Genomic DNA, 25927 nt, shown 5'->3' with positions numbered 1-25927 from the left:
TACTACCTCTCCTTCGCTTCCGCCGGACCCGCCGTGCCCGCCGCGGCTACTTCTTCGTCGTTCGACGGCCGCGGGTGGCCGCGGCCGGTCGCCATGCCCTCAGGTCGTCGTCGGTCAGTCCGTGCTCGCCCTGTTTCTGCTGCCGGTAGGCGGCGAAGTATCCGGCGGGGGAACCGCTGAACATCGGCTCGAACTCACCGTGCCACTGGTCCAGCCAGGGCTGGAGCTCCAGCAGCCCGGCCAGGAAGGGCGCGATCTCCTCGTCCGACAGGGGCTGTGTGGCGATGTACGCGGTCAGGGCGTGGGCCTGCTCGCGGTGGTCCCAGCCCGCCCAGCCGTACAGGTGGGGGGTGGCGACATTGGCCGAGCCGTAGGAGATGAACCGCTCCTTGGGCACGTCGAGCTTGCCCCGCGCCCTCCAGTAGGTAGGACGCAGGAAGTCGGCGGAGGTGTACTTGGGCGGGACCTTGATCTTGTCCCGGATCCTGCGCTTGGCAGGCTCGTCGGGTGCGGCGTCCTCCTCGCGCTGCTGCGCCCAGGTCCGCTCCCAGTCCTCGCGCTTCTTCAGGCCGGAGGGCTTGTAGCGCAGGGCGGGGATGAAGGGGACGTGCTCGTCGGTGATGAGGTCGGCGACGAGGTCGGCCAGTTCCTGGCGAGGGGCGTAGATGCGGGCGACGGAGGAGAAGTCCTCGTCGCGGGAGAGCGTGTCGGCGAGCTGGGACAGGGTGCTGAGGGAGGGCAGGTCGTTGTCGTCGAACCAGAGCTCGCGGGCCTCCATCCGGTCCAGCAACCAGGAGCGCAGTGCCTTGTCCTGGAGGGAGTCCCAGCCCTCGGTGGCCCAGCGGCGCTTGTACTCGGGTCGCTCGACCATACCGATGGCCCGGGAGGAGGTCATGGCGTCGATGCGCTTCTGGACGACCTGGCGGTACTCCTCGGGCCAGTGGGAGGGGATCTCGGTGATGGGGGTGGAGCCGTGACGGGTGAACCACGCTGTAGAGACTTCACCGGCCTCAAGCTTGCGGGCGAGCACGATCTCGAAGGCGCGCTCGCCGAGGGAGATCTCAGTAATGTCTACGGAGGCGGGAGTGCGCAGGTCTTCGTTGTGGAGGTTGTAGAGGGAGTAGACCTGCCAGTCGAGTTCTTCCTGGAGGAAGATCATCTGCCTGCGAAGAGATTCCCATTGGATTCGTGCTTTACGCAAAGCGGCGGCGGTGGGAAAACTCTCAGCGGTCAGGGCAGAAGGCGAGGTGACAGAGAGCCTCTGCGCAAAGGAGTCAAGTGCGATGGCGAGCCCAGTAGGGCATGCAGAAGGAAGAGGAAAACGTTCAATATTACTACCATTGAACTGGTATCGATTCTCCCACTCCTCATCCTGAAAACCTCGACCAAGCCCACTCCCACCCTTATTATGGCAATTCATCTTCAACCAAAGCGCAGCAGTAGAACTATCGAGAACTCCAATTATTCCCAAATACTCTTCCACACTAGAGTCTTCGCGCAATTTAATTATCGGAGCAGTCTGCTTAAACACCCTCCCCCCTCGATCCAAAACAAAGTGATTATGCGTCGCGACCTCCGCAAAGGCAATCGAAAGCGGAAAGCGAAGTTTAGCTTCATAGAATTCCCTATACTCATACCAGGAGAACCCCGCAATGAGAGACACCGACCTTCCGAACCGTTTACGGTTTTGAAGCAGCACCCTATTCGGCCACAGGTATCGCAGAATCCCTGGAATATCTGCTTCACCATTTAGACTCAGGTCACTTCCATAAGGCCAAATCGTCTCATTTTTTGGCGTAATCACATGATCACGAACATCTTCGCCAGTTACCATGGCAACGAGATTTTCAACGCTCTCCCCGGAAGCTTTCACGCCCAAAGGAAGAAAGTAAGCACTGTCTTCTCCAGATATCGCAGCGGCTCCAATCCCGAGAGACAGACGATTTTTTAACTGCTCACAAGCTCTAGACTCGACCATCTCGATCATCTCAACTCCACCGTCGTTGAGAATCCACGGATGCCTGCTGAAGTACCGCGCCCGGTCGAGATCTTCGACAGATACCCATTGGCCACTAAAGCCAGGGTCATCGATATGCTCTACTATTTCCGACCAGACGCGACCTTTTTCTGGCCTCTCCGGAGCAGTCGGCTCCCCCTGGATACCACGGACAGTCCTAATCTTCTCTGAGCGCTCCCTACCTTTTCTTGGCACGCCAATCAGAATAACTGTTGGCGTTCCATGTCCTGGAATATGAGCGCCTGAAGTATCAATTACTTCAGTCAGCTCTATTTCTTGTTTAAAGAAACTCTCAATCAGCTTGGCACCAAACTCGCGCCTCATAAAAGAATTCGAAGTGATCTGACCAACGATCCCGCACCTGAGGCCACTGGAATCACCTCGCCTCGCCAGCTCAAAAAAGCGTTCAGCAAAAGGAACCGACAGGGCGTATTCCCTTGAGCAAGATTCATAAATTTCTCGATATAGAGAATTTAGATTTTTATCTTTCACCGTAATGTACGGCGGATTTCCCACTACCACGTGGTATCGTCCCGGCTTCAGGATTTCCTTGTGCTCGTGGATATCCTCCGTAGCGTACGCGAACGAAGTTAATGAGTCGCCAGGCCCCTCGGTCTCAAAATCGAGTTCAAGTTGGCGGGCCTTGATGAGTGAGTCACCTACAGCCAAATGAATTGGCCAGTCGTACCTACCCGCCTCAGCGAACGTTCGGATGTTCGCCGCTGCCATTGCCGCCACCAGCAGCCGAAACCGAGCGATCGCCACCGCGAACGGGTTGATGTCCACCCCGTGCACCGAGTCCAGCGCCGCCCGCACCCGCTCGTGCGCGTCCATGCCCGGCTGCCCCTCGGCCCACAGCCTCACCAGCCGCCGGAAGGCTCCCAGCACGAAGTGACCGGACCCGCACGTCGGGTCGATCATCTTCAGTTCCCGGTACCCGAACTCCCGCACCGCCGGGTTCATTGTCCGGTCGAGGATGAACTCCTCCACGAACTCCGGGGTCTGGAGCAGGGCATACGTCTTGCGAGCGTTCTCCGACAGGTCCTGGTACAAGTCACCCAGGAAGCGGGTGTCCCACCCCTTCGTCCCGTCCTCGTTCAACGGGTCCGTGAAGTCGTGGACGAGCACGCCCTCCGCGTCCCGCTCGCGCCAGAACTCCACCAGGGCGCGCGCGCCGTCGTGGGACAGCGGAATTTGGTACAGCGGGTTGTGGTCCGGATGGAACAGCAGCCCGCCGACCTGCCCCGCACCCAGCTCCGCAAAGGCCCGCTCCAGCCACCCCCGGTACGTCGGGTCGTCATCGGTCTCCACGTACGCCCCGTACCGGGCCTCGGCCAGGTCGCGGCGCTCGATGTCGGGCGCGGCCAGGTACGGCTCAGGGATCAGGCGGTTGTCCTCGGCGAACCGCACGAACACCGTGGCCAGCACCCATGCCGCCGCGGCCTGGGTGACTCGCTCGTCCAGCCAGGAGTTCCAGGTGGCCGCCGTGCGGTTGAGCCGGAACGCCCGCCGGTACTCATCGTCCAGCCGGTCCTTCACCTCGGGCAGCGCCCCGACCTGCGCGGCGAGATCGGTCTCGGCTTCCTTGACCTGGCGCTTCAGATCGTTCAGCAACGCCTTGTGGTCGACCACGCGGTCCCTCCCCCATCGTGTGCTTCTACAGGCCCCGGGTTCGACTGCTCCCCGGGGCCGAAGTCGTCGTCCATCGTCATCCGCCGGAGCGGTGCAGGTTGTTCACCCATGCGTCGGACAGCCGGACCCACTCGCCCAGTGCCGCCTGGTAGGGCACGGCGACCCCGCCCAGACGGGGTTCGCGCGCGGGGTCGTCCTGCGGGCAGAGCATCCACAGCCCGCGTGCGCCCTGCCGGGACACCTCGGCGAGCCGGTGCAGGACGTCCATCGCGTCGTAGCGGGCGAAGACCCCGGTTTCGGTCATCAGCACCGGCGGCAGGCTCGTACCCGTCCCCGATGCCAGCAGCTCGCGCAGTCTCGGTTCGACCCGGCTCCACGCCGTGGTCGCGTACTCGGCGAACCTGCGCGCCGCGTTGGAGCCCGCCGGTGCGGCGTCCGCCTTGAGGACCGTCTCCCAGCTCGGCTTGGGTTTGGGGTCCACCAGCGCGTGCAGGGCCTCCAGGAACAGCGCCGTGACGGAGACCTGCTCGGCCGCGAACCGGCCACCGGTCTCGGACAGCTCCGCCACCGCGAGCGGGCTCAGCCCGGTGCGCACGGTCAGCACCCGGAACCCATCCCTGCGGGCGGAGGCGGCCAGGTGTTCCTCCGCCGCTGCGGCGTCCGCGATCTGCGGGTCGTCGGCGTAGCGGGTGAACGCTCCGACGCGCGTGTTGCGGCGCCGACCGCCCATGCTCATGTAGCTGGACTCCGCCGACTCCCTCGGCGGGAGGTAGCGCAGTGTTCCGGTGTTCTCGCGCGTGGCCAGCACCAGGTCGAAACCGGCGTCCTTCAAAGCCTTGGTGAGCGGACCCCCCACAGGCAGTTCCCGACGCCCGCGGGCGTCCACCAGCTCCGGGAACCGGGCCCGCACCCGCTCGTGGATCTCTCCGGGGGGCAGGCCGGGCTGGTTCGCCCACGGTAGACCGTGGATCTCTCGCACCAGACCGGCCTGGGACAGGCGCAGGGCCCGCACCAGAGACAGGTCGCGCGGGTAGATCTCCAAGCGCGGGGTCACCGCCGCGTTGGTCGAGGCGGCGGCGGCCATCTCCACCAGGCGGCGCTCGTTCCACTCCACCCTGCCGGGGGGCGGATCCACCGCGCCCAGTTCCGCGAGCACGGTGGCCGTGGTGGGCAGGGTGTCCTGCTGGCCCAGCCGGTCGGCGACCCGGCCCAGGCGCACGGCGTAGTCGAGCAGGCCCGGGGCGGACGGGGTGTCGGGGGCCTCGTCCTCCCCCACCTCCAGGGCCAGCAGACCGGCGCTCATGTCCGCGTCCGCGGCCCTGCGGTTGGCCTGGTGGAGGAAGGCCGCCTCCTCCGGGACGAGCTGCTCCACCTCGACCACGGCGCGCACCGCGGCCAGAGCAAGTGCCCTGCGGCGCTCGCGTCCCCGCAGCCGGGTGCCGCGGCGGACGATCAGCGCGTCGGCGACCTCGGCGACGGAGGCGGTCCGGCCCCGCTCCCGGAGCAGGTCGATGACCTCTTCGCGCAGCGTCTGGAAGGCCGGCAGCCCCTTCCAGCGCTTGCGCTGTTCCTTGAGGGACAGGGAGACGCTGGCCGGGTTGAGCCCGACGATCTCGGCGACGTCCTTCTGCCGCGGCCAGACGGCGATACCGGGCAGCACGCCCTGTTCGTCGGGGAGCCGCAGCAGCAGGCGGACCGTCTCCACCGTGTTCCCGTTGGACCCGTTGTTGTTGCGCTTGGGCACGAACAGAGTGGCCAGGGCGTCCAGGCTGACCGAGCGCAGGGCGTCGCCGGGCAGCGGCGCGGAGCCGTCGTGCTCCACGAGGCTGTCGGCTAGCGCCATCTCCAGGTCGCTGCGATCCAGCTCCTCCGCGGCCTTTTCGCGGCCCTCCGGGGTGAGCGGCGAGTCGGCGGTCGGCCGCAGCCGTTCGCCCCACTCGCGCTGGCGGCGCTGGATCTCACCGCGGGTCTTGGCCCCCATTCCGGGTGCGTTGAGGAATTTGCGCTGGCTGTGGTCAAGGAGTTCACCGACCGTGGTGACGCCCAGGTCGTACAGGGAGGACTCCGCCATCGGGCTCAAACCGGCGGCCGACAGGTGGGTCTCTCGGGTGGCCGCCCGCGCCAATTCGTCCCGCTGTTGCTCGGCCGTCAGGGGTTCGGCGTCGGGGACCACCGACGCGGGGGCTCCGTCGAGGGTCCGGGCGGCATCGCCGGTCGAGGCCGTTCCCGTCAGCGCGGGGTGGGCGGTGGTCGGGTGCCCCGAGGACGGCCTGTTCTGCGCGTCCAGGAAGATCTTGCGCCACCGGTCCCGCATGGGTTTGAGGTCGCCGAAGCGCTGCGCGGCGTCGCGGTGGAGCGCCTTGCGGAAGAACTTCTCCAGCCCCTCGCGGACCGCGGGGTCGAAGGCCTCGGCGGCGATCTGCGGCTGGGGCCACTCCTCGGGGTCGGTCTGTGCGGGAACGACGCTGCCGTCGCCCCAGCGGGGCAGCTCACCCGAGGCCATCTCGTGCAGAGTGACCGCGATGGCGTAGCGCTCGGCGTGGTTGTCGTAGACCGAGCGCTTGAGTCCGCCGATGAACGGGTCGAGGTAGCCGTCGGTACCCGCCTCGACGGCCTTGGCCGGGTATCCGGCCAGGGAGAAGTCGATGAGTACCAGTTCCCGCGTGCGGTTGGTGCGCACCCGGATGGCGATGTTGTCCGGCTTGATGTCGCGGTGCCAGATGCCCTCGCTCTCCAGGGAGTCCACCGCGCCGAACAGGTAGTCACCGTAGGCGTACAGCTGGTCGACCTTCATCCGCCCGCTCTCGCGGAGCTGGCGGGCCACGGTCTCCTCCCGGCGGCGCGGAGCGCCCCGGGAGGAGGTGCGGTCCTCGTCCGGGCGCTCGTCGCCCACGTACTCCAGCGCCAGGACGGTGCGCCCGCCCAGGGTCAGCGGTTCGGGCTCGACCAGGCGGATGATGCCCTGGTGGGCACGCAGCGTGCCGAGGATCTCGGCTTCGCGGGCCAGGATCTGGCCGCGACTGTCGGACAGGGCCACCTTGAGCACGGCCAGGGGGCGGGCCCCCTTCACCTGGGGGTCCACGGTGAGGTCGCGGACCAGAAGGGCCCGACTCGTGGAGCCGGTGCCCAACTGACGCTGGACCTCCCAGCGCCCGCCCAGGACGTCGCCCGGGGAGGCCTCCAGCGGGTCCTGCTCGGGCTCGTGCGAGGAGGGGCCCGGAGTGGTCAGGGCGTCCTCGACGTACTCCAGCATCTCCAGGAACTCGTCGACGCTGGCCAGCCGCTGCTCGGGGCGGTAGGCGGTGGCGGCCTGGACCAGCTCGTCGATGTCCTGGGACAGGCCGTCCACGACGGCGCTGGGACGCAGCCCCTCGCCCGCCTCCAGGCGGGCGAGCAGTTCGGCCTGGCTCGCGGCGGGGGCCCGGCCGGTGGCGAGCAGGTAGGCCAGCACTCCCAGGCCGTACACGTCGAGGTGGACGGGGTCGGGGCGGCTGGCGCTCAGCTCGGGTGCGAGGTAGGCGTCGGCCCGGTCGGAGACGTGCCCCAGGGACAGCGAGGTCGGCGCGAACCGCCGGGTGTCCTCGCGCCCGCTGTGGCGCACGGCGACCTGCCAGTCGGAGATCCGCAGGCGGGGGGCCAGCCAGCGGGACTCGTCGCCGTCGCCCCGGGACGGCCCCGGGGCCACGTGGACCGCGTGCGCGGAGAGCGTGCGGTGGTGGATGCGGCGGGAGTGCGCCGAGCGCACGGTCTCGGAGAGCTGGCGCACCAGCGACATCCGGGTGAGGATGTCGAGCCTGTCGCCGTACCGGATGAGGTACTCGTCCAGCCGGAGGGTCCTGGGGTCGTGCTCGAAGATGAGGGCGGGGCCGGAGCGGTGGCCGGAGGGGTCGTACTGCTTGAACCGGACGACCCCGGGGTGCTGGAAGCGGTTCAGGACGTCGGACTCACGGCGGGCCGCGTTCTCCACGGACTTCTTCATCGCGGCGCTGGCGCCGCGCTCGACGAGGTAGACGCGCACGCGCACCTGCTCGTCCAGGTCCGTGTGGCGGGCGATGTGGTCCACCCAGGTGGGGCCGGTGTCGAAGGGCTTGCGGTCCAGCAGGTAGGGGCCCACCTTGTACTGGGCGTCGCTGCGGTGAATGCCCACCTGCTTCAGCCCGTTGGTGATCTGGGTGCAGCGGGGGCCGGTGATCCGACGCTTCACGTCGTAGGGCGGGCGGTGGAGCATCTCCAGCAGGCCGTCGACGAAGTGGACGCCGTTCTGGTCGTTGGTGGGCAGCCGCAGCCGCAGGGAGGAGTCCGTGAAGCAGACCGATCCGGAGACGTAGACGCCCTGGACGCCCTTCTGCTTCAGGAGTCCGGCCAGCTCCTTGGCCTTCTGCTCCACCAGGTGCCTCGGGTTGCCGTGGGGCTGCCTGCCCCCGTTCGGCCTGGTCTGGACCCAGGTGCCGTACTCGGTGGTGACGCTGCCGTGCCAGTTCTTGAGTTCGATCATGTGCAGCCCGCTGGGGGACAGCACGAGCAGGTCGACCTCGCGTACATGGCCGCTGTTGGCGGTGAAGGTGAAGTTCGACCAGGCGTGCCAGACACCGCTGTCGGGGAGCCGCTCGCGGATGGTCTGCAGCCCGCGGTGCTCGTGGTCGAAGTCCGACTCGGTGACGGTCGTCCACCGGCCCTCACGCATGCGCCGCTCCGTCTCGTCACCTCGGGGCGCACGAGGGGTCACGCCCGTAAAACATCCTAGAGGGGGAGGCTATCGGAGCAGTACGTCGTTCCAGAAATGCCAAGAGTCCTGAACCGGACGCCTGTCCGTAAGAGCGACCGGGCCGCACCCGACCGCCCCGCACACGGGCAGTAGCGCACGGAAGGCCTGCCACCCCTTGCTACCCTTTCTTCTTCCGACCTCGCCGCTTCTTGTTCTTGGGCGGTTCCTTCTGGAAACGCTCCGCGATCTCCCCCAGACTCTTCGCTTCGAGTTGGCGGATCCGTTCACGAGTAACTCCGAACTCGCGTCCGATCGCATCCAAGGTCCAAGGCTCAACTCCGTTGAAGCCCATCCGCAGTTCGAGGATCCTCCGTTCCCGCTCGGTGAGCGGGTCCAGTAGGCCACGGACCTGTGCGCGCCACGCTCGGTCGACCACTTCCTCCTCCGGCGAGGGGTGTGCGTTCCGGGGATCCTCGGCGACCAGATCCATGAGCGGTGTGTCACCACGGATCGTACGGTCGAGCGAGTCCACCCGAGTGCTGATCCGGCGCAGGTCGAGGACCTTGTCTACACTGAGTCCGCTCACCATCGCGACATCAGCCGGGCGGAGAGAACGACCATTGGCTTCGAGCTTGCGCTCGGCCTGCACCACCTTGGCCAGCTGTTCGTGCACGTGGACCGGAAAGCGGATCGGCCCGGCGTCGTCCTTGGTGCGCCGATCGATCCTCTGGCGGATCCACCAAGTCGCGTAGGTGGAGAACTTGTTCCCCAGCCTCCCGTCGAACATCACCACGGCATGCATCAGCCCCTCCATGCCGTAGTGGGCGATGTCGTCATGATCGAACCCCTCGATCGTCCGCGTCTTGGCCTCACTGTGCACAAGCCTGGTGTTGTGCAGGAGGAAGGTCTCGTAGGCCCTACGACGCTCGTCGGTGAGGACCAGGGCAGCCAGCTCCTGTTCCGTGGGCTGAACATCCGGAGAGTTCACGCCACGGATCAGGTAGAACAGGCCGAGTTCTTCCTGGGCCGTGAGCAGCTCACGGTCCACGCGAGCGATTCCCCGGTCCAGTTCCATCCGCCTCCGCGCAGCATTGACGGCCTCTACCACTCCAGAAGACGACGGCTGCGGCACGGCTGGCACCCGAACCGACTGGAGCTTCTCGACAGCACGGGGTGCAGGGACGGTATCGATAACGTCCGGCTCCGGCTCGACGAGGACGATGCCTCGGGCCTTCAGCAATCGGACCAGCTCCCGGGTGTCACCAAGGCCGCACATCCGCGCAATCCCGGTGAGGACGGTCCGGGAGAGCGCACCAGAATGGACGTACCGACGCGCCAGTGGTATTACCATCGCGAGGTCGGGGTCAGTGAAATCCCGTTCCACGCTGGCAGCGGAAGCGTTGCTTCCGGTTTCAATGAGAACGCCCTTCCCACGCAGAGAGGAAATGATACTCTTCTTTTTCTCACCCTTGACCCCCACTTTCTCGAACTCGCGTTCGAGCAGGTTCGCATCGACGGACCCACCGACCATGAGCTTCTGGATGCGCTCCGCCAGGACTTCCCAGCGGTCGGGGGTCGAGCGACGACTCCCAACCTTTCCACCATTATGTGACCTCATGCCCCAAGAATGACACCGACCACTGACATAATGCACCCAGAGACCACATTCAGAAAAATTTTCAACACACAGTTACCGCGCGTGACAGAAAAGAACCATTGATCGATAACGCCGCATACCAGCCGGACCGTCGCAGTGTTCGAAACGACCTCATCGACGCACTCAGACTCGAGTTGGTCGGACCTTTGGGCGGATCCGACGAGATCCTGGCCGACCCACCGGACCGCCGGTACCTGATGGGAACGCTATACCCACAGGAATCGAACCTGCGCGAACATGTGCTCGAAGCCTCGGCGGACGACCGTGAGAACGGCGTGGACGACCCCGCAGGTGAGGAGTCTGCCTTCGCGGAGAGCCGAGTGGAGGACTCCGACCAGTGGTTGCCCTCCTCCGTAGGCCTGTCCCTGTTCACCGATGCGCAGACCCTGCGCATCACCTGCCGGGCCGCCCGCTACCGAACCGACCGGACGGAGAAGGGACGCAGGTGGGCGCGGCTCCCGCTGCCGGAGACCACGTTGGAAATGGGACCGGGCCAGGACGAACATCCCCTGTGGGAGGGGCGTGCAATCGTCCGAGTGCGTCAGCGACCGCATGCCGGGGCCCGGCTGCTCACTATCACTCTGGTCAACGGTCATACCCAGGACACCTCCCACTCCGGGATCGGCAAATCCGTCCGCAGTGACTGGGATCACATGCTCTTCCAGGTGGAGCTCCACGTGGAACCTGCGGACGGCACCCTCCTCGAATATCCGGGGGTACGTCTGAACAGCAGCGACCCGGAGGAAGAAGAGCTGCGATTGCAGTACCGGCATGTGCTCACCTACGCGGTGGGGCACGGGTGCGCGGTCCATGAGGAATGGGGCGGTCCGCCCCCGCAAGACGGTCCGCCCCCACGGATCCGGACCGAGGTCATGCCCACCGAAGAGGTCCCACGTGTGGGGCACGGCGGGGACAACGGCTCACCGGCGCTGCGCCTGTCCTGGGCGTCCTCGACCGGCACCGATCCCAGAGAGCTCCAACGCGAGCTCCTCGGCTTCGTCGGCCACTATCGGGAGTGGTACGAAGAACAGACCCGGCAAGCCGACCTGCTCCCCGCCTGGGCCGATCAGCCGAAAGCACGGATCCTCGGCCGCGTTCGCCGCGCCGTGGAACGCATGGAGGAAGGCGTCCGCGTCCTGTGCGCGGACCCGCACGCCCTGTCAGCGTTCCGGTTGGCCAACCAAGCCATGGAATTGCAGATGCGCCACAGCGAGAAGGAACGCGCCGGGGAGAAACGGCACCGGGGCGAGCTGCTTGCTCCCGAAGCCGAGCCAGGCAAGGTCCGCTCGTGGCGCCCGTTCCAGCTCGGGTTCTTCCTGTTGGCGGTCTCCGGACTGATCGACACCGACAAGCCGGATCGGGAGACCGTGGATCTGATCTGGTTCCCGACCGGCGGCGGCAAAACCGAGGCATACCTGCTCCTGGCCTGTTTCGAAATGGTGCTCCGGCGGTTGCGGCACGGGGCCCGTGGCGGGGGCACGGCCGTCGTGAGCCGCTACACTCTCAGCCTGCTCACAACCCAGCAGTTCCAGCGTGCCGCCACCAGTGTGTGCGCACTGGAATTCCTCAGGCTCCATCCGCGAGAAAGGTGTGAACAGGGCTTGGACCTGGGAGAGGAATCGTTCTCCCTCGGGTTGTGGACGGGGATGGCGACCACACCTAACACCTACCAGGCGGCGGATGAGAAGGCCCAGGACCTGCGCTCCTCCGCTGCGCCGGACGATATGTTCATCCTGGACCGCTGCCCCTGGTGCGGAACACGCATCGTCCCTGAACGCAAATCCTCCGACCCGGGCGACTACGGGCTGCGGACCACACCCTCCTCCTTCTTCTTCCACTGCCCGCGCCAGGACTGTTCCTTCCACGACGAACTGCCCGTGCGGGTCATCGACGACCACCTTTACGAGCAGCCGCCGACCCTGCTCCTGGGCACGGTGGACAAGTTCGCCCGATTGGCGTGGGAACCCTACGCAGGAAGGCTGTTCGGCTTCGATCCGCCCGGGGGCGAGGAGCGGTTGCGTCCCTCCCTGATCCTGCAAGACGAACTGCACCTGTTGACCGGGCCACTGGGCACCACCGTCGGACTGTATGAGTCCGCGGTGGTCGAACTGTGCGCGTGGGACGGGGCACCGCCCAAGATCATCGCCTCCACCGCGACGATCCGCCGCTCGGAGGAACAGGTACGCAGGCTGTACGGGCGGAACGTACAGTTGTTCCCCCCTTCCGGCCTGGACGCGCGCCACTCCCATTTCGCGGAGGTCGACCCCGTTTCCCCTGGACGCCTGTACGTGGGGGTGATGGCCCAAGGGCACCCGACGGGCCGCGCCACGGTCTCGACCGCGGCGGCGGTGCTGCACACCGTGAACAAGCTCCCCGAAGCGCACCGGGACGACTACTGGACCCTGGTCGCATACCACCACAGCCTTCGCGAGCTGGGACGCACTCTCAGCGCCGCCCGCGATGACATCCCCGCCCTACTCAAAGGGATGTCATCAGACGATGAGGATGTCCGAGAACTGTCGGAGGCATCGATCCAGGAGCTGACCAGCAACCTGGACCGTCGTGACCAGCCACGGGTCCTGGCCAGGCTGGAGCAGTCCTGGCCCTCGGCTTCGGCCATCTCCTTCCTAGCGTGCACCAACATGCTCTCGGTCGGCGTCGACGTGAGCCGCCTGGCTCTGATGCTCATGCTCGGACAGCCCAAGGCAGCGGCCGAGTACATCCAGGCCACCAGCCGAGTGGGGCGTTCCAGGGTTCCCGGACTCGTGGTCGCCTTCTTCAACTCGAACAAGCCGCGAGACCGGTCGCACTACGAGGGCTTCGGGGTGTTCCACCGGTCTCTGTACCGGTATGTGGAACCCGCGACGGTGACCCCTTGGTCCCTTCCCTCACGGCGGCGTGCTCTGCACGCAGCGCTCGCCATCCTGGTTCGGCACGGACACAACGCCGCCGCTCCCACGGGTGCAGGTCTGGTGTCGAAGCGCCCCGAAGCGGTGGAGGACGCCGCTCGCCGCATCCTCTCCTGGGTACGGCGGTCCGATCCTTCGGCCTCCCTGGCAACGGAGAGCGACCTACACGACCTGATCACGGACTGGCGGACAGAAGCCGCTACGGCGGCGGCTTCGGGGGGACACCTGTACTGGAACGGAAGCGGCCGCAACCGGCACCACCTCCTGACCGGGTTCGGAACGGACAAAGGACTATGGCCGACGCTGAACTCGGTCCGCTCCGTCGACTTTGAATGCCAGATCAAGGTGGAGGGACCCCGATGACGAACCGCAAACTCCGTGTGCGCCAGGCGCAGACCATCGTGCCGTTCGGGGTCGGGGCCATCCTGGAGACTCAGGGCGAGTCGTTCGTGGCCGCAGACACCGGTCGCTGGTACCTCGCCAAGTCCGAAGTCGTGGAGTCCCCTCGGCTGGCCGCGCGACTGAAGGTGAGCGGATTCCGCTCCGCCCCCGCCGCCAAGAACGACTTCTTCGACAACGACAAGGCCGCCGGCGTGCCTTGTGTCCGCTTCCCGGCGTGGCTGTTCTGCGGGGCCTGTCGGCGCATGGTGCGCTGGAACAACCTGCTGGAAAAGCCAGGCCATCCGCCTCGCTGCCCGTCCTGCCCCCGCAATCCGGCGCTTGTTCCCATGCGCTTCGTGCAGATCTGCCCGCGCGGCCACATGGACGACGTGAACTGGTCCTGGTGGGCGCACAGCCGTCCCAAGGCCACCGCCCAGCCCTGCGGAGGCAAAAACGAACAGTTGTCGTTCCTGGTCGACGAAACATCCATGGGCCTTGAGGCCCTGCGGGTACACTGCCGCCGGTGCGATTCCGGACGGGACTTGCTCAACCTACTGGACAACAAGTCCACCCACTGCTCCGGTAGGCACCCCTGGAAACGCGGTAGCGCGGAGAACGTGTGCGAGGAGAAGGCCCTCGTGGTCCCCAGGAACGCGGGCAATCTCTACTACCCCGTCACCTGCTCTGCCCTGGACATCCCGGCACCGGAGGATTCCGGTGGGCCTCCCTTAGACCCCGCCGTCGTGGACAGGATCAGGGAGGACCATCACCTCTGGCAGGCGTTCCTCTCCGCTGAAGGAGCAATACGCCGAGCGCTCGCATCCATGCTGGCGGACGATGCGAAAGTGACCGAGGAAGAGCTCTTCATCTTGGCCGCGTACGAGACCGGGCAGGAGATCCCCGGTGGGCGTGATGGGTTCGCGGAGGCCTCCTCCCACGCAGAGGAACTGAGCCGCGAGGAGTGGGAAGCGCTGAACACCCGTGTCCCCATTAACGAAAAGAACCTGGTCACCCGCCCGCTCTCCTGGCCCGAGGGGCGGACCGCGATCCAGGAATTACTGCGGGAGAGGTTCGAGGTCACCGTGGCTGACCGACTCCGCGAGGTCCGGACGCTTCTGGGGTTCTCCCGGGTGACACCGTCTCTCAACAGCCTGGTCCCGGTCACGGGCGGCCCTCGGGCATCCTGGCTACCCGCAGTGGAAGTATTCGGGGAGGGCATCTTCCTGTCCTTCGACGAGAGCCTCCTGGCCGAATGGGAGGCCGAGCCCTCCGTCAGCGAACGGGTCGCGGGAATCTCCCGAGAACTGGAGCAGGCCTTCCAACAGGACCGCCTGCTCGGAGTGACCGGACCGAAACTGCTTCCGCGGATGCCGATGCTGCACACTTTCTCCCACCTGTTCATCCGGCAATTGGCTTTCGAAAGCGGATACGGGATCGCCTCACTCCAAGAGAGGATCTACGCCCGCCCCGGCGGCAAACGGCATCAGGCGGGTGTGCTCGTCTACACCTCTGCCGGAGACTCTCAAGGAACCCTGGGCGGACTCGCAGCCCAGGGGGCGCCCGAGCCTCTGGCCGAAACGGTCCTGCGCCTGTTGGAGAGCGGATCGTGGTGCTCCAACGACCCGCTGTGCTCCGAACACGGGGCCCGGGGTCCGGCAGCCCTGAACCGAGCGGCCTGCCACGCCTGCACTCTGCTGCCCGAGACGAGCTGCGAGACCGGTAACACCCTGTTGGACCGGGTCCTGCTGATCGGCGGCAACGGGGTCCCGGGGTTCTTCCAGCCGGTGATCGAAGCGGCGCTGGACCGGGCCGCCCGGACCGCTCGGGGGCAGGCATGACGACACACCGCCCCCTGGCTGTCACCAACTACCTGGAACTGACCTCCGACCAGCGACGGCTGCTCGAAAGGCTCCCTTTCGAGGGCTCCCATCTGGTCCACGGGCCTGCCGGCAGCGGCAAGAGCGTCCTGGCTGCCCACCGGGCAGCGATGCTATTCCTCACCGGCACACCGGTAACCCTCCTGAGCAGGTCCAACGCGTTGCGGCAGCAGGCGATGCGGTGGGTGTCGGGAATCGCTCCCGAAGTGGAGGTGATGACGTTCCACTCCTGGCTGAACGGGTTGTTCCGATCGGCCGAAGGTACCGGCGTTCCCGTTCCCGCAGGGGCGTCCTCCAAGTGGGATATCGACTGGACCAGTATACTGACGGGCTTGGCGGGGCACTCCTACCCCGGCGCCCTAGTTGTCGACGAGGGGCAGGATCTCCCACCCGCCTTCTACAGCCTGTGCACTCTCCTCCGAGCACAGGTGACCGTGTTCGCGGACGAGAACCAGACCATCACCGACACCAACAGCACGCTGGCCGAGATCGAGAAAAAGCTGAAGGCATCGGCGATCCCCCTGTCGGGAAACCACCGGAACACCCTCCAGATCGCCGTGCTGGCCGACCACTTCCACAAGAGAGCAAAGGCATCCGGTCCGGGACTCGCGGACGGACCCGTGCCCACCTTGACCGCTCACCGCTCCTGGGAGGGGTTCGTCGATCAGGTCCGTGATCACCTGCGCAACCAACCGGAGCAGACCACAGCGGTGGTGGTACAACGCACCCTTACCCAGAAGAAGCTCATGGAGCTCTTCGCCCGCCGGGGTGTCGCGGTCCAGGCGTACCTGGGGTCGGGGCATCCGAACCACCGACGGCTGGATCCAGCGAGAGCCGGAGTGACTCTACTGACGCGGACGAGCGCCAAGGGCCTGGAGTTTGACTCGGTGTTCGTACCCGACACCCATGAGGACCGTGCGCACCCGGAGGACCCCGACCAGCGCTGCCTGTACTACATGCTCACCACACGGGCACGGTCATCGCTCGGCCTGGGTTATCTCGGGGACCGGGAGCCCGATCATCTCCATGCGATCCCGGAGAGGCATCTCAGACGCAAGGCCTGGTGAAACCTGTCGTGGTCAAGCACGAGCATTGCCCTGCGAAGGCGGTGCCGTGTCCGCACCCTTCGGACGAATCCGCCCGGTGAATAGGAACGGGTCCGGGTGCGAGAAGAGACCGCCTTCTCGCATCCGGACCCGGTCACCAGTACCGATCTCGCCAGAGGTGAACCGTCAGCGATGAGCCATCATCGGCTCCAGGACACGGGTCAGGGTCCGAAGATCGAGAACCTCGGCGAGGCCGGTGGAGGAGGCGGCCCAGTAGGAGCCGGTAGCCTCGCCGAACCAGACGACCAGGTGCGAGTGCTCCGTCTGGAAGGCGGCGGCGAGGGTGTGCTCACGCCGGTACTCGGAGCGGTGGCCTCCGATGAGGGGCAGGTGCTGGGCGCGCAGGGTCCGGCAGGAGGGGTGCGCGCAGGACGGGCAGAACGGTCCGACGGGCGAGCGCCGCCGCGGCAGCGGCGGCGGCAGCGGGCGGAACAGCGGGTCGCTGGAGGGTCGGGGGCGCGGGATAGGATGCGTCATCGATCCTGCTTTCCTACATGTCGAAGTGTGGTTTCGGGATTGCGAGGGCCTGGGAAGAGCGTTGCCGCGCTCTCCTGGGCCCGTTTCACGTTTCGGGGTGCGAAGGCGGCTGATCAAGCCGCGGTGGTCCAGGGGTTGCCGGTCAGGTCGTAGGCGAGGAAGAACCACACCTGCCGGTGGTCGGCGATGCCGTTGTCGCCCCAAGAGGTGGCCAGGGCGTCGACCAGGGCCAGGCCGCGTCCGGATTCGGCAATGGCGTTCAGGCTGGCCGGGTCGGCGGTGAGGTGGTCGCGCCGGCCATCCGGGGTGGTGCGCCCGGAGGGATCGCCTTGGTCGGTACAGGTCAGGTGCAGGCCGGTGCGGCGGCGCTCGCAGCGGAAGGTGAAGGTGCCGAACGGCCGTCCCGAGCGGGAGTAGGTGAGCGCGTTTGCGGCCAGCTCCGAGCCGAGCAGCGTGAACAGGTACCGGTAGTCGGTGTCGCGTTCGGCAGCGCTCGTGTCCAGGAACGCCCGGACCAACGGCATCAGCTGCGGCGAGGACCCGAACTCGTAGGAGCGCACGTTGTAGTGGGCCCGGCGGGCGTGCGGGTTGAAGTAGTGACGGCACCGCCGCGGCACCAGCTCCCCGAGGGGGAGGGTCACCTCCGGCAGCGACGGCATCGGCGGGGGTGTGAGGGCGATTGCGAGCATGCCGAAGACACTCCTTGGCGTGAATGGACGAGGAATCTCGAACGGACTTGGCCGGTGCGTCCATACGCGCAGGATGAAGCTGAACTCGCGCGTTTCGCAGACGCGGGGGACGGCCACGGCGTAGCCTGACCAGCAACGATCCCCATCAACCTTCGGTGAGGATCTGATCACCGACTACACCAACCACCATAGCTCGACATTGTCGAATGTCAACGGCTCTTTCTAGACAATGTCGAGATCCTCGTTTTAAGCTCACCGCATGAACGAACCACACAGCCCAACCCTTCGCTTCCGACGCCTGGCCACGCAGCTCAAGAAAGGTCGGGAAAGTCTTCATTTGACCGTTTCTCAAGCAGGCAAAGCCCTGGGGTGGACCTCGTCCAAGATCAGCAAGATCGAAACCGGACAGACCCGTAGAATTACCTCTGGCGACCTCGACAAGATGATGGATCTGTACGAGATCACCGACCCCATCCAACGCACTGCCTTGCACACCTTGGCCAAAGACGCGAAGAAGCGGGGATGGTGGTCCTCTTATCGTGACATCTTCGGAGACCAAGCTCTGCCCGACTTCGAAGCCGAGGCGGCGACCATTCGCAGCTTCGAAGGGCTGGTCATCCCAGGTCTGCTGCAAACACCGGCGTACGCGGAGGCGCTGATTCAAGGCGGGCGCTACACCAGTGCTCAGGACATCACTCAGCGAGTTGAGGCACGCATGGTCAGGCGTGAGATCCTGACCCGCTTCAATCCGGTTCATCTACGCGTGGTCATGGATGAAGCAGGCTTGCGCCGCATGATCGGAACCCCACAGATCATGACCGAACAGTTGAAGCACCTGCTTCACATGGCGCAGATGCCCAACATCGATGTCCAGGTGCTGCCGTTCGCAGCGGGCTCTCATGCCGCCCTGGTGGCCCCGTTCAGTGTCCTGGAGTTCTCCGAGCCTTCGGACCTGCCCATCGTCCACGTGGGCACGGTGACCGGGTCGGTATTCTTCGAACAGTCCCAGGATGTCTCGCGCTACAGTGCCACTTTCGGTGACATCCAGGGCACCGCCCTAAGCACCACCCAGAGCGCACGGTTCATCACCGATGTGCTCACATCCCTAGAGAGCGACGGATGAGCAACGAGCTGGTTTTCCGCAAGAGCAGCTACAGCGGCCAGGAACCGAACTGCGTCGAGGTCGCACATATCCCGGCTGACTTCCGGAAGAGCAGCTACAGCGGGGTCGGTCAAAACTGCTTGGAGGTCGCCGAACTGCCCTGTGGTGCGGCCGTCCGGGACTCCAAGCACCCCACCGCTGGTCACCTTCCCTTCCCCGCCGTGGAGTGGGACGCCTTTCTCACCTCCACCCGCACCTCGCAGCCGTAACCCACGAACCTCCCCTGACTCAGCGCCCCGTCCTCCCCGGCCGGGGCGTTGCTGCTTCCCCAGCGGGTTCGCGTCGGGAAGGGCATGCTGTACTCGCCCCTGGCCACGACACACCACCCCGGAAAGGCACCGCCATGGCCGTCACCACTCAACTCCGTACCTACACCGTCCGTGAGGGCCTGCTCGACGAGTGGGTCCGGCGCTGGCAGGAGGAAATCGTCCCCCTGCGCCTGGAGTTCGGTTTCTCCCTCGGCGGCGCCTGGATCGACCGGGAGCGCGACCACTTCGTCTGGGAGATCTCCTACGACGGCCCCGAGACCTTCGCCGAGCGCAACGCCGCCTACTGGGACTCTCCCGAACGCGAGGCCATGGCCCTGGACCCGAAGGACTACCTGGTCTCCACCGAGGTCCGCGAGGTCACCCGGGTCTACTGACCCCGCCCCGGCCCTCCTCCTCGCCGACCGCGAGCAGGTGCGTGCGGCGCTCCTCCGGGGTCAGCGCCCGGAAGGTGCGCCGCCGCGCCACACGCGTCAGCTCGTCCAGCGGCATGTCGGCGTCCCACACACGCACGGTGCCGTCGGCCGAACCCGAGGCGACCAGTCGGGAGCCTCCGCTCCAGGCGACGCTCAGGACGCGGTCCCGGTGGACGCCCACCGTCAGAGGTTCGCTCTCCCCCCGCACGTCCCACACCCGCACGGTGCGGTCGTGGGAGGCGGTGACCAACCGGGCGCCGTCGGGTGACCAGGACACCGCGGGCACCCGGCCGCCCTGCCCGGTGAGCACCCGTTCGGTACGGCCCGAGGCGAGGTTCCACACCCGCACCGTCCAGTCGGCCGAGGATGTCGCCAAGTGCGCCCCGTCCGGGGACCAGGCGACGGCATCGACCCAGTTGTCGTGTCCGGTCAGCACGACGTGTTCGCGGCCCGTGCTCAGGTCCCAGACCCGGGCGGTGCGGTCGTCGGAGCAGGAGGCGATCCTGCGCCCGTCGGGCGACCAGTCGAGTCCCACGACCCAGTCCTGGTGGCCGCGGAGTGTGGCCAGCAGAGAGCCGTCACGGGCGTCCCAGATGCGGATGCTCCGGTCCTGGGCGCCGGTGGCCACACGGTCGCCGCCGGGCGACCAGGCCACCGACTCCACGATGGCGCCCTCGTGATCGAGCTCCCTCGGCTCGCCGCCCGCATCCAGATTCCACAGCAGAGCGCGGCGGTCGGTGCCGCCCGAGACGAGGGCCGTGCCATCAGGCGACAGGTCGGTGTCGCGCACCGCGCCGGTGTGACCGCGCAAGAGCGGGGCACCCCGGGAGCCCTCGCGGAACACACGCACGGCCCCGTCCTCGCAGGCGGCGGCGACGGCACCGGAGCGGGCGGACACGGAGTTGACGGCGGCACCCTCCGCGCCGTGGACGGCGTGCTCCACGGTCGACGGTTCCAGTTCCCACAGGCGCGCCGTCGCGTCCTCGGAGGCCGTGGCCAGCCGGGTACCGTCCGGGGACCAGGCCACACCCCAGACCGCGTCGGTGTGGCCGTGCAGGACGGCCTTCTCCTCGGCGTCGTCGGCCGTGAAGACCCGGGCGGTGCGGTCGGCCGAGGCGGTGGCGAGCAGTCGGCCATCGGGCGACCACTCCACGTTCCACACGCGGTCGCGGTGACCGCGCAGCAGGAGGGTCTGCTCCCCCGTCACGGCGTCCCAGACACGGACGGTGTGATCGCCCGAGGCAGTGGCGATCCGGGTGCCGTCGGGGTGCCAGGACACGCCTTCGACGAAGTCGCGGTGGCCGACGAGCCTGACCGCCTCCCGCGCGTCGCCGACGTCCCAGACGATGACGCTCCGGTCGTGCGAGGCGGTGGCCAGCCGGGTACCGTCCGGGGACCAGCGGATGCCCAGGACGTTGTCGGTATGGCCGGTCAACCGGCTGCCGAGGCGACCGGTGTCGGCCTCCCAGACCCGTACGACGCGGTCACGCGAGGCCGCGGCGATGTAGCGCCCGTCGGGGCTCCAGGCCACCCCCCGCACCACGTCGGTGGCGTCGGTGAACCGCAGGAGGGTCTCACCGGACCCGGCGTCCCAGACCCGCACCGTGTGGTCCCGCGAGGCGGTGGCCAGGCGCCGCGAGTCCGGTGACCAGGCCGCCATCTCCACCATGCCCAGGTGGCCGCGCAGTTCCCGGACCAGCCCGCCGTCGGTGTCCCACAGGCGCGCGGTGCCGTCGCGGGAGGCGGTGGCGACCAGGGTTCCGTCGGGCGACCAGGCCAGGTTGCGCACGGTGTCGGTGTGGCCGGTGAGGACGGCGGAGCAGTGGCTGTGGGCGAGCGCGGCCAGCAGGGCACCGCGGACGACGGGTACGGGTTCGCACTCCTCCAGGGCGGCCAGGGTGAGCAGGACGGCCGTTTCGGGGTGCTCCTCGACCCCGGCCAGGACGTATTCGGCGATCGCGAGCGAGACGCGGTGCAGGAACCGGTGGTCGCGGCGCCGGGAGGCGTCGACGAAGGCGGTGAGCTCCGGGGTGTCCTGCCCGTTCTCGCGCAGGGTCTCCAGCCAGCGTTCGGCGGTGGTCAGGCGGGTCCCGGTGAGCAGGTAGTCGGGGTGGCGGCCCGCGCCCTCCCAGTCGCCGGCCCACCGCTCCAGTTCGGCGCGCTGGCGCAGGCGTTCGGTGTGCGCCTCCACCTGCTGGCGCAGCGGGGCCCACTGGCGGAAGAGCGCCTCGTGGGTGACCTGAGCGACGGGGCCGCCGTCGTGGACGTCGCTGGTCAGGAGTCGGGCCTCGACGAAGGCGTCGACGATGTGGCGGTCGCGTGCGTCGAGTTCCGCCGAACGCACCCGGCGGCGGGTGGCGTCCCCGCTGGTCACGGTGACGAAGCGCAGCAGAACCCGGAGGATGCGGTCGAGGTCGGCCTCGGCCCGCAGTTCGGCGGTGACCTGGTCGGCGTGGCGGGCCAGTGCCCCTTCCACACCGCCGAGCGCCCGGTAGTCCTCCTCGGTGGCGGTCCCGCGGGCCCCGGCGCGGATGTGGAGTTCCTGGAGGAGGTGGGCGAGTAGGGGGAGGGCGTCCCCGCTGCCGGTGTCGGTGGCGATGTGCTGGACCAGGCCGTCCTCGAAGCGGAACCCGGATGCCTCGGCGGGGCGCTCGATGATCTCCACGAGGTCCTGGTGCCCCAGCGCACCGAGGGCCAGGGGGTTGGTGAACAGCTCGGCCGCCTCCCCGCTGAGGAGGTCGCCGAGGAACTCCACGCGCAGGGTCGCGACCACCCGCAGATGGCGGTCGCCGTACAGGGCGTCGCGCAGGGCGCCCAGGAAGAGGGTCCGGTCCCGATCGCCGCTGAGGGTGACCAGTTCCTCCAGCTGGTCGACGACCAAGATGGTGCGCCGGGACCCTCCGCTCTCGCGGCGGATTCCGCGCAGCAGGGCGAGGAGTTCACCGCTGTCGCGACGGATGCGGCGTGCGTAGGCGTCGGCCTGGGCCTGGTCCTTGGCGAGTGCTCGGGCCAGGGCTCCGACGGGGTCGGCTCCAGGGACCATGACCGGCAGGACGTTCCAGCGCTGCGCCCGCAGGCGGGGCAGGATCCCGGCCTGCACCAGCGAGGACTTACCGCTTCCGGAGGCGCCGATGACGGCCAAGAGGCGCTCCTGGGGTCCGGTCCCCACGCCGTTGAGCCTGCGCATCGCCTCCGCGATCTGGGCGGAACGTCCGAAGAAGACCGCGGCCTCGTCCTCGTGGAAGGAGGCGAGGCCGGGGTAGGGCGAGCGCCCGGGTTCCCAGGAGAACTCGGGAGGGGGCGGGTTCTCCAGGCGGTAGGCCATGAAGTGCCCGACGAGCAGGACCACGAGGATCAGGACGAGGCCCGGCACTGCGGCCTGCTCCAGCAGCCGCATCGGCAGCGGGGTCTCCCTGCCGTCGGTGGCGAAATTGGTGACCACGCCCAGCAGACCCGCGGCCAGCACGAGGAGCAGTTGCAGCATCAGGGCGAGTCGTTGGCGTCGCCGCACATCGTCTCCGTGGGGGTCGCGTGTTCCCGGGGCCGAGGGGCGGGTGCGCCCCCGGTGAGCCTAGGGTGACGGACGGTGGGAGCAAAGCCGATGGCCCATTCCGGCCATCCGGAATCCCCTGCGGCGTAGGCGCTGTGCTCTTTCGGGGGGCTCGGCCCGGGTCTTCGTGCAGGGCAGGCGACCGTGTTCCGCTTCGGCCGCAGGACAGGTCACCAGAGGGGCTGCCTGCGGAGCAGCTCGGCCCGGGCCTTCTCCGCGCGGCGCCGTGCTTCGGGGGCGGCCGACCGGGAGGGGCCCGCGTCCCGGCGTGCGGGCCCGGCCCGGGTCGCCTCAGTCGGCGGAGCCGGTGGCGCCGCGCTGGTAGGCCGTGGGCCGGGCGGGCCGGGCCGCCAGGTCGAGGGCGGTCGCGAGGTTGCGGTCGATCGCGGCCTGCCACTGCCGCGGGTCGCGGCGGCGGCGCTCGCGCGCCAGCGCGAGACCGGAGAGCACCGGGCCAAGCCAGGCGTCGGCGATCGGGGCCGGGGGGATCCGCAGGTCCTGGCAGACGGCGTCGCCGTGGATCCGGCGGGCGAGCGCGTTCAGCGCCGGGCGGGCCAGCTCGCGCGGGACGTGGAGCAGCCCGTGCAGTGCGGAGGTCGCCGACTCCAGGGTCGCGTCCGCCAGCACGGCGGAGTCCTCCGTGACGGGTCCGGTCACGGCCTGGAACACGGCGTCGAGGCGGGCGGCGGCCTCGTTGCCCGTGATCCCCCGGACCAGGCGCTCGTCGATCCCCAGCAGGTGGGCGACGCACCACCAGTAGCGGTACAGGTCGGCCTGCTCGCGGCTGCTCAGCCCGAACCCGAGGAGGCCCTCGGCCGTGTAGGCGGTCAGGGTGAAGTCCATCCACGTCCGCCCCAGGTCGACCTGGTTGATCGGATGACCGTCCGCGGAGGCGTCGTAGCCGCGGTTCAGGGCGAGCCTGCGCATGTGCGCGTGCAGCATCCGCACCTGGAGGGTCGCCACGTAGCCGGGCTGCCCGACGCGCAGGCCGCCGGGCAGCATGACCCGGGTGAGCCACGACCCGGTCTCCTGGATGCGCCGCTGCGCGGAGTCGACCAGCCGCCCGGTCGTGGTCAGCACCGCGGAGATCGACGGCGACTCGTAGACCCGGATCAGGGAGCCCGCGTTGAGCGCGATGATGTGCACCGGCGGCGGGGATGTGTAGAACGGCAGGGGCCCCGGTCGAGCAGGGCGTCGTCCGCGTGGTCGGGCAGGCCCTCGGTCTGGCGCAGCAGCGCCTCCAGTGCCGGGGGCGGATCGGCGAGGGAGTCCAGGCCCTCCCGGATGCCCTGGTCGACCACGGGCCTGGCCTGCCGCATCCCGACCCGGTGCATCTCGTCGACGACCGCGTCGGCGAGTACGTCGCCGGTGGTCAGCGCCCACCGCATCAGGTCGGCTCGGGCCTGACCGAACTGGGCCAGGACGGTCGACCGCCCCGCCCGTCGGGTCGGCCACCGGTTCTGTTCGGTCATGGTCTCTCCGTAAGTCGGTAGGTGGCCCGGCAGGCCCGGGCGGAAGGGTCGGGGTGGTCAGCCATGGGTCCGGGCCCGCGGCCTGTCCGGGAAGCCGTGGGGTTCGCCGCTCCCGGCGATGCCGCTCAGCACCTCGGCGGCGGCGAGCTCATCGCGTGCGGCGAGGCGGTCGAAGCCGTGGACGGCGGGGTGGGCGTAGCGGCCCAGGGTCGCGATGAGGACGGCACCGGCGACGAGGACACCCATCAGGACGGGGATGACGGGGTCGTAGGAGCCCAACAGGTCGTACCCCAGCCCGAGGAGCAGCGGCCCCAGTGCGCTGCCCAGCAGGAAGGCGGCCTGGAGCAGGCCCAGGATCCGGCCGAAGTGCCGCGTGCCCAGGTAGCGGGTGATGAGCAGGGCCAGCAGGTCGCCCTCGATGCCGAAGGCGACACCGATGAAGGCGACCGCGACGGCGGCGCCGGTGAAGGGCGGTTCCAGGAAGAACATGCCCGCGATGGGGGCGATCATCACGATCGGTCCGACGACGGCCGCGTGCACGCGGTCGAGGAGGAGACCGCCGGCCACCCGGCCCACGAGCGAGGCGAGTCCGAAGACGACCAGCAGCGTGGCCGCCTGTTCGGCGGTCAGCCCGCGGTCGGTCATCATCGGCACGAGGTGGACCTGGAGGCCGTAGACGACGACCCCTGCCAGGCCCAGCCCGAAAGCGATGCCCCAGAACCACCGGGTGCGGACCGCCTCGCCGACCGTCAGGCCGGGGAGTTCGAGGCTGACGTCGCGGCCTTCCACACGGGTCTCCCGGAGGAGTCGTCCGCGGACGTGCCGTTCCGCGCGGGCGCGCACGAACAGGGTGACCATCGTGACCGACACCAGGATCGAGACCAGTGCCATGATGCCGTACGTCTGCCGCCATCCGACGGCGTCGATGAGCACTCCGGCCAGCAGCGGGGCCAGGGCAGACCCCAGTCCGATGATGCCCGTGACCGTTCCGACGGCGAGGGCGCGGTTGTTGTCGAACCAGCTCACCACCGCCCTGGCGGCGGGAACCGCCGTCCCGGCCCCGAAGAGGCCCACGAAGAAGCAGGGGACGAGGTAGACCCACTCGACCGGCGGCACCAGCCCGATCAGCGCCATCGAGACCGCGAACAGCACGAACCCCGGCACGAGGATGTAACGCGCGGCGAAGCGGTCCACGAGCTGCGCGACGACGACCAGGCCGATCGCCATCCCGACCGCCGCGACCGAGAACGCCCCGGTGACGGTCGTGCGGCTGAAGCCGGTCTCCTCGACGATCGGCAGCACGAACAGGCCGATGGTGGCCAGGTACATCTGGGGGCCGACGGCGCCGGCGGTACCGCTGCCGACGATCACCCACCAGGGGCTCCTGGGTCTGGACGTGCGGGGGGCGGGGGTGCTCATGCGGTCTCCGTGGGTCGTGGGGTGGTCCTGGGGGCGGTGCTCAGGCGGTGGGGAAGGAGACCTGGGTCAGTTCCTCCGAGACCCGCCAGACGCGCGCGGCCTCCTCCGTGCTGCGCAGCGGCGGGTACTGCGGCTGCTTCGCCGGCGGGCCGCCCAGGTTCCCGGGACCGCTGGGGCCGTAGAGCGCGCCAC

General features: G+C 68.0%; 15 protein-coding genes. 6 read left to right on the top strand and 9 right to left on the bottom strand.

What is annotated here, in order from left to right:
- Positions 1-46 precede the first annotated feature (46 nt).
- The 3 genes from pglX to PWG71_RS19265 form a co-directional block, all read right to left on the bottom strand.
- Positions 47-3649, bottom strand: a complete 3603-nt coding sequence (pglX, locus tag PWG71_RS19275) for a BREX-2 system adenine-specific DNA-methyltransferase PglX (protein ID WP_274811270.1) — start codon at positions 3647-3649, stop codon at positions 47-49.
- Between the two features lie 76 nt (positions 3650-3725).
- Positions 3726-8333 carry a BREX system serine/threonine kinase PglW gene (pglW, locus tag PWG71_RS19270; RefSeq protein ID WP_274811269.1) on the bottom strand — a complete coding sequence of 1536 codons (4608 nt, stop codon included), beginning with the start codon at positions 8331-8333 and terminating at the stop codon, positions 3726-3728.
- A gap of 199 nt (positions 8334-8532) precedes the next feature.
- A complete protein-coding gene (locus PWG71_RS19265) occupies positions 8533-9972 on the bottom strand; it encodes a sigma-70 family RNA polymerase sigma factor (protein WP_274811267.1) in 1440 nt (479 codons plus the stop codon).
- A gap of 278 nt (positions 9973-10250) precedes the next feature.
- Between PWG71_RS19265 and PWG71_RS19260 the strand changes: the two genes are divergently transcribed.
- The 3 genes from PWG71_RS19260 to PWG71_RS19250 are packed head-to-tail and all read left to right on the top strand — an operon-like array spanning position 10251 to position 16245.
- Positions 10251-13283 carry a helicase-related protein gene (locus tag PWG71_RS19260; protein WP_274811266.1) on the top strand — a complete coding sequence of 1011 codons (3033 nt, stop codon included), beginning with the start codon at positions 10251-10253 and terminating at the stop codon, positions 13281-13283.
- Positions 13280-15139, top strand: a complete 1860-nt coding sequence (gene drmB, locus PWG71_RS19255; protein ID WP_274811265.1) for a DrmB family protein — start codon at positions 13280-13282, stop codon at positions 15137-15139. The genes PWG71_RS19260 and drmB overlap by 4 nt, the downstream gene beginning before the upstream one ends.
- Positions 15136-16245 carry a hypothetical protein gene (locus tag PWG71_RS19250; RefSeq protein ID WP_274811264.1) on the top strand — a complete coding sequence of 370 codons (1110 nt, stop codon included), beginning with the start codon at positions 15136-15138 and terminating at the stop codon, positions 16243-16245. Before drmB ends, PWG71_RS19250 begins: the two co-directional genes overlap by 4 nt.
- Positions 16246-16410: 165 nt before the next feature.
- On the opposite strand, the gene PWG71_RS19245 is transcribed toward PWG71_RS19250, so the two are convergent.
- A complete protein-coding gene (locus PWG71_RS19245; RefSeq protein WP_274811263.1) occupies positions 16411-16761 on the bottom strand; it encodes a hypothetical protein in 351 nt (116 codons plus the stop codon).
- Positions 16762-16874: 113 nt separating this feature from the next.
- The gene (locus tag PWG71_RS19240) at positions 16875-17450 is read right to left on the bottom strand and encodes an ATP-binding protein (RefSeq protein ID WP_274811261.1); all 576 of its coding nucleotides are present in this window, start codon (positions 17448-17450) and stop codon (positions 16875-16877) included.
- A 259-nt stretch (positions 17451-17709) separates the two neighbouring features.
- Here PWG71_RS19240 and PWG71_RS19235 point away from each other — a divergent pair, with 259 nt between their 5' ends.
- The 3 genes from PWG71_RS19235 (at position 17710) to PWG71_RS19225 (ending at position 19255) form a co-directional block, all read left to right on the top strand.
- The gene (locus PWG71_RS19235) at positions 17710-18573 is read left to right on the top strand and encodes a helix-turn-helix domain-containing protein (protein WP_274811259.1); all 864 of its coding nucleotides are present in this window, start codon (positions 17710-17712) and stop codon (positions 18571-18573) included.
- Positions 18570-18821: a DUF397 domain-containing protein gene (locus PWG71_RS19230; RefSeq protein WP_274811258.1), complete on the top strand. Its 252-nt coding sequence runs from the start codon at positions 18570-18572 to the stop codon at positions 18819-18821. Before PWG71_RS19235 ends, PWG71_RS19230 begins: the two co-directional genes overlap by 4 nt.
- 134 nt (positions 18822-18955) lie before the next feature.
- Entirely contained in the window at positions 18956-19255 is a 300-nt protein-coding gene (locus tag PWG71_RS19225; protein WP_274811256.1) for an NIPSNAP family protein, read from the top strand.
- On the opposite strand, the gene PWG71_RS19220 is transcribed toward PWG71_RS19225, so the two are convergent.
- The 4 genes from PWG71_RS19220 to PWG71_RS19205 form a co-directional block, all read right to left on the bottom strand.
- Positions 19239-22805 carry a WD40 repeat domain-containing protein gene (locus tag PWG71_RS19220; protein ID WP_274811254.1) on the bottom strand — a complete coding sequence of 1189 codons (3567 nt, stop codon included), beginning with the start codon at positions 22803-22805 and terminating at the stop codon, positions 19239-19241. The two genes, PWG71_RS19225 and PWG71_RS19220, sit on opposite strands and share 17 nt — an antisense overlap.
- 330 nt (positions 22806-23135) lie before the next feature.
- Positions 23136-23990 (bottom strand): oxygenase MpaB family protein, encoded by an 855-nt coding sequence (locus PWG71_RS19215; protein ID WP_274811253.1) that lies wholly within the window; start codon positions 23988-23990, stop codon positions 23136-23138.
- Positions 23957-24316, bottom strand: coding sequence for a hypothetical protein (locus PWG71_RS19210; RefSeq protein WP_274811252.1), 360 nt, complete (start codon positions 24314-24316; stop codon positions 23957-23959). The genes PWG71_RS19215 and PWG71_RS19210 overlap by 34 nt, the downstream gene beginning before the upstream one ends.
- A gap of 57 nt (positions 24317-24373) precedes the next feature.
- Positions 24374-25735: an MFS transporter gene (locus PWG71_RS19205; protein WP_274811251.1), complete on the bottom strand. Its 1362-nt coding sequence runs from the start codon at positions 25733-25735 to the stop codon at positions 24374-24376.
- Positions 25736-25927 lie beyond the last annotated feature (192 nt).

It is taken from the genome of Nocardiopsis sp. N85, from assembly GCF_028882275.1.
Taxonomy (GTDB): Bacteria; Actinomycetota; Actinomycetes; order Streptosporangiales; family Streptosporangiaceae; genus Nocardiopsis; species Nocardiopsis lambiniae.
The sequence above is the reverse complement of the archived record's forward strand: the minus strand, read 5'-3'. Positions and strand labels throughout refer to the sequence as shown.

What these genes read in the sequence shown, in the direction of transcription:
- PWG71_RS19245 (WP_274811263.1), bottom strand. Translation starts at nt 16,761, where the DNA reads ATGACGCATCCTATCCCGCGCCCCCGACCCTCCAGCGACCCGCTGTTC.
- PWG71_RS19250 (WP_274811264.1), top strand. Translation starts at nt 15,136, where the DNA reads ATGACGACACACCGCCCCCTGGCTGTCACCAACTACCTGGAACTGACC.
- PWG71_RS19265 (WP_274811267.1), bottom strand. Translation starts at nt 9,972, where the DNA reads ATGAGGTCACATAATGGTGGAAAGGTTGGGAGTCGTCGCTCGACCCCC.
- drmB (WP_274811265.1), top strand. Translation starts at nt 13,280, where the DNA reads ATGACGAACCGCAAACTCCGTGTGCGCCAGGCGCAGACCATCGTGCCG.
- PWG71_RS19205 (WP_274811251.1), bottom strand. Translation starts at nt 25,735, where the DNA reads ATGAGCACCCCCGCCCCCCGCACGTCCAGACCCAGGAGCCCCTGGTGG.
- PWG71_RS19235 (WP_274811259.1), top strand. Translation starts at nt 17,710, where the DNA reads ATGAACGAACCACACAGCCCAACCCTTCGCTTCCGACGCCTGGCCACG.
- PWG71_RS19240 (WP_274811261.1), bottom strand. Translation starts at nt 17,450, where the DNA reads ATGCTCGCAATCGCCCTCACACCCCCGCCGATGCCGTCGCTGCCGGAG.
- pglW (WP_274811269.1), bottom strand. Translation starts at nt 8,333, where the DNA reads ATGCGTGAGGGCCGGTGGACGACCGTCACCGAGTCGGACTTCGACCAC.
- PWG71_RS19230 (WP_274811258.1), top strand. Translation starts at nt 18,570, where the DNA reads ATGAGCAACGAGCTGGTTTTCCGCAAGAGCAGCTACAGCGGCCAGGAA.
- PWG71_RS19225 (WP_274811256.1), top strand. Translation starts at nt 18,956, where the DNA reads ATGGCCGTCACCACTCAACTCCGTACCTACACCGTCCGTGAGGGCCTG.
- PWG71_RS19210 (WP_274811252.1), bottom strand. Translation starts at nt 24,316, where the DNA reads ATGACCGAACAGAACCGGTGGCCGACCCGACGGGCGGGGCGGTCGACC.